Below are 3,872 nucleotides of genomic sequence, written 5' to 3'. Positions count from 1 at the left end.
TGCACTAGCGCCAGCGTTTCAGGTGCCATCACCACCGAGCCCGCCGCGACGGCCACCCGATGCGTGATGGGTTTGGCTGAAACATCAACCATATGCGCAACGCCTTTCGAGTCGAAATGGCTTAGGGGCATGGTCCCTCCAATAGTGTGCGTGTCGCGGCCGCTACATCTGCCTGCCGCATCAGGCTTTCGCCAATCAAGAACCGACGTGCACCGACTTGCGCCATCGCGGCCAGATCGGCGGGCAGAAAAAGCCCGCTTTCGCAGACCAGATCGCGGTCCTGCGGAATATGTGGTGCAAGTTCGCGCGTTACATCAAGCGACACAGAGAACGTCTTGAGATTGCGGTTGTTTACTCCGATCAAGGGTGAGCGCAGGCGCAGCGCACGGTCAAGCTCGGCGCGGTTATGCACTTCGATCAGCACGTCCATGCCCCAGCCGAACGCCGCATCCTCAAGCTCGCCCGCCAAGGCGTCTTCCACCGATGCCATGATGATGAGCACCGCATCCGCACCCCATGCGCGGGCTTCGGCGACCTGATAGGGATCGTAGAGGAAATCCTTGCGCAGTGCGGGCAGGGTGCAGGCGGCGCGCGCCGCCATCAGATACTCTGGCGCGCCCTGAAAGCTTGGCGCATCGGTCAGCACCGAAAGGCAGGCCGCGCCCCCTTGCTGATAGGCGCGCGCGAGGCTGGGCGGGTCGAAATCGGCGCGGATCAAGCCCTTGGAGGGGCTTGCCTTCTTGATCTCGGCAATCAGCCCATAGCCAGTGGCGGCCTTGGCTGAAAGCGCTGCCGCAAAGCCCCGCACTGGCGCAGCCTCGCGCGCCGCCGCCTCAATGGCGGTATACGGACGCGCTTTTTTGGCCGCCGCGATTTCGTCAAGCTTGTAGGCCTTGATACGTTCGAGAATATCCATTTTAGCCCGACACCGCCTTGAGCGCCGCGAGTTTTGCAGCGGCGGCCCCCGAATCGATGCTTTCGGCTGCCCGCGCGGCCCCTTCGCGCAGGTCGCTTGCAACTTCGGCCACCACCAATGCGGCTGCGGCGTTCAGCAACACCGCGTCGCGGTAAGCGCCTTTTTCTCCCGCCAGCAGCGCGCGGAAAGCGGCTGCATTTTGCGCAGGTTCGCCGCCGATGATCTCTTCAAACGCATGGAGTGACAGACCCGCCTCCTCTGGGTGCACCTCGAACTCGCGCACCGCGCCGCTTTCAAGGGCTGCCACGTAAGAGATGCCGGAAATCGAAAGCTCGTCGGTGCCGTCGCTGCCGTGCACAAGCCACGCGCGATCTGACCCAAGCGCCCCAAGCACCTCGGCCATCGGCCGGATCCATGCGCGCGAGAATGCACCCGTCAGCTGCCGCTTGACCCCGGCTGGGTTGGTCAGCGGGCCTAGCAGGTTGAACACCGTGCGTGTGCCCAGTTCGGCACGGGTTGGCATGACATGACGAATGGCGGGGTGGTGCATCGGTGCCATCATGAAGGCGATACCGGCAGTTTTCAGTGCCTTTTCCGCAACTTCTGGCCCTTGCATCACGTTGATGCCAAGTGCCGTCAGCGCATCTGCCGCGCCGGATTTGGAACTGAGGTTGCGGTTGCCGTGCTTGGCCACCACCACACCGGCCCCCGCCACCACAAAGGCGGTGGCGGTTGAGATGTTGAGCGTGCCTTTACCGTCGCCGCCCGTGCCGACAATGTCCATCGCCCCTTCGGGTGCTATGACAGGGTTGCACTTGGCGCGCATCACCCGCGCGGCCGCGGCGATTTCGTCAATGGTTTCGCCGCGCACCCGCAGCGCCATCAGCAGGCCCCCCATCTGGCTAGGCGTCGCGGCCCCTTCAAACAGCGCGGTAAAGGCGGCTTCGGCCTCGGGGCGGGTTAGCGGGCGCTCGGCGGCAATGCCGATCAGCGGGCGAATATCAGTCATGCCGCGGCCTTCGTCTGGATTCCCGCAGCTGTCAGAAAATTGCGGATCAATTGGTGGCCATGCTCTGACGCGATGCTTTCGGGGTGAAACTGGACACCCTCAACCAGCCGCTCGCGGTGGCGAAGGCCCATGATCGTGCCGTCGTCAAGCCAAGCGGTCACTTCAAGACTGTCGGGTAGGCTCTCGCGATCAACGATCAGGCTGTGATAGCGGGTTGCAAGAAATGGCGAGGGCAGGCCTGCGAACACGCCAGCACCCTCGTGGTGGATGCTGCCCATCTTGCCGTGCACAATCTCACCCGCGCGCACCACTTTGCCACCGAATGCCTCGCCCATGGCCTGATGGCCAAGGCATACGCCCAAAAGCGGTGTGCCGCTTTCGGCGGCGGCAAGTGTAAGCGGCAAACAGATGCCCGCTTGCGCCGGATCGCAAGGGCCGGGTGAAAGCACGATCGCCTCGGCCCCCATCGCCATTGCTTGCTGCACATCCAGCGCGTCATTGCGTCGCACCACCACATCGGCGCCAAGTTCGCCGAAATAATGCACGAGATTGTAGGTGAAGCTGTCGTAATTATCGATGAGCAGCAGCATGAAAGCGAAAATCCCCAAGGCGGGCCGGATTCTGGGTGAACCGGGGTTGGCGTCGGGCTATAGATGGGCAGAGCCGCGCGGTGGGGTCAAGGGCCGAGCGGAAAAGAGGCTTGGGCGAGGGCAGTAATGGGGCGCAGCATTCTACTTGGGCTGGTGACAGGCACGATTTTGTCTGCGGTATTGCTGTTCGCGCTTACGCTGACATTGCCGCTTCCCCAGACGGGCGATGGCACAAGCCCGGCGGCTGAGATGCCGCAGGCAGATTCGCCCGCCGCGATCGAAGCGCTGGCTAGCGATACGGCACCTGACCATGCGCCTGTGTCCGATGCGGCCGCACTTGCGCCGCCGAGCCCCGCCATCGACGCCCCGTCTGCGATGGATACGGCAGCCCCGCCTCCTGCCTCGATTGCCGGCACAGGCGCAGTTGCGCCAGTGCCGCCTTCGGTCAATGACGCGAGCCCCGTCGCAGAACCCGCCGCTGCTGATGTCGCGACGCCTGCCCTCGATGCGCCTGCCACTGATGTTGCACCCAGCGCGGATTTAATGGCATCGCCCGCGCCGGCAGGCGTAACCGTGCCGGTACTTGAACCCGCAACCGAGCCAATGCCCACGCCTCAGTCGGTCGTCGAGGCCGCACCACAAGCGGTGGAAGTGCCGCCGGGGTCAGAGTTTGCGCGCGCACCTAACGATATTTTGGCCGTGCGTCCTGCAACCGATGCAGCACCCGCCGCCAGTGCACCGCCCTCTGCCGCCCCTGCGGTTGCCCCCGAACCCTCTGCAACGACCTTGAGCACCGATCCCGCCGCGCGGCCGATACCGCCGGGTGGGCCAGAGGCACCCGCCGTGCAAATGGCCGAGGTCGCGCAACCGACCGTGCCGCGAGCCGAGCAGCCGCTGCCGGTGCCGCCCCCCGGCATGGCGCTGGCCCCGATGCTGCCCGAAGCAACGACGCGCGATGCGCCCGCAACGCCAGACCCGCTGGTTCTGCCGGGTGCCGCCGCGCCATTGCCGGGTGCCGAGGCCGCACCGCAAACTGAAATCGTGCTTTTGCCGCGCGAGGCACCGCAGCCCGGATTTGAAGGCACCGCCGCGCCCGGTTTTTCCAATGCGCCGGGGGTGGCGGTAAACCGTTTGCCCTCGATCGGCGGTGCCGAGGCACCTGCCGCCCAAGCGGTTGCCCCCTCGGTTGAAGCCGCGACAATGCCGCTAGAGGCGTTTCGCGCGGCGTTTTTGCCTACGGGCGGGCCGTTGCTGGCGCTGGTGCTGCTTGATCCGGGCCCCGACGCGGACATTGCAGCGCTTGCCGCGATGGGCGTGCCGATGACGGTGGCGCTTGACCCGATGCGCGCAGGCGTGG

Annotated in this window: 3 protein-coding genes and 2 pseudogenes; 1 reads left to right on the top strand and 4 read right to left on the bottom strand. The window is 65.2% G+C overall.

Translation table 11 applies throughout. The annotated features are described in order from the left end of the window. From moaC to ABY403_RS14270, 4 genes and pseudogenes are all read right to left on the bottom strand, one after another. Positions 1 to 131 (bottom strand): annotated as a pseudogene (moaC, locus tag ABY403_RS14285) (cyclic pyranopterin monophosphate synthase MoaC); the annotation flags it as partial. Further along, a complete protein-coding gene (gene trpC / locus ABY403_RS14280; RefSeq protein WP_372841495.1) occupies positions 122 to 916 on the bottom strand; it encodes an indole-3-glycerol phosphate synthase TrpC in 795 nt (264 codons plus the stop codon). The pseudogene moaC and the gene trpC, both read right to left, overlap by 10 nt. 1 nt (position 917) lies before the next feature. Then, complete coding sequence (gene trpD, locus ABY403_RS14275) at positions 918 to 1,925, bottom strand: anthranilate phosphoribosyltransferase (protein WP_372841494.1); 1,008 nt, start codon at positions 1,923 to 1,925, stop codon at positions 918 to 920. After that, positions 1,922 to 2,515, bottom strand: coding sequence for an aminodeoxychorismate/anthranilate synthase component II (locus tag ABY403_RS14270; protein ID WP_372841493.1), 594 nt, complete (start codon positions 2,513 to 2,515; stop codon positions 1,922 to 1,924). Before ABY403_RS14270 ends, trpD begins: the two co-directional genes overlap by 4 nt. A gap of 126 nt (positions 2,516 to 2,641) precedes the next feature. Here ABY403_RS14270 and ABY403_RS14265 point away from each other — a divergent pair. After that, positions 2,642 to 3,872: pseudogene (locus ABY403_RS14265) on the top strand (hypothetical protein); the annotation flags it as partial.

The organism is Phaeovulum sp. (genome assembly GCF_041596715.1).
In the GTDB taxonomy this organism is placed as follows: domain Bacteria; phylum Pseudomonadota; class Alphaproteobacteria; order Rhodobacterales; family Rhodobacteraceae; genus UBA6213.
The sequence above is the reverse complement of the archived record's forward strand: the minus strand, read 5'-3'. Positions and strand labels throughout refer to the sequence as shown.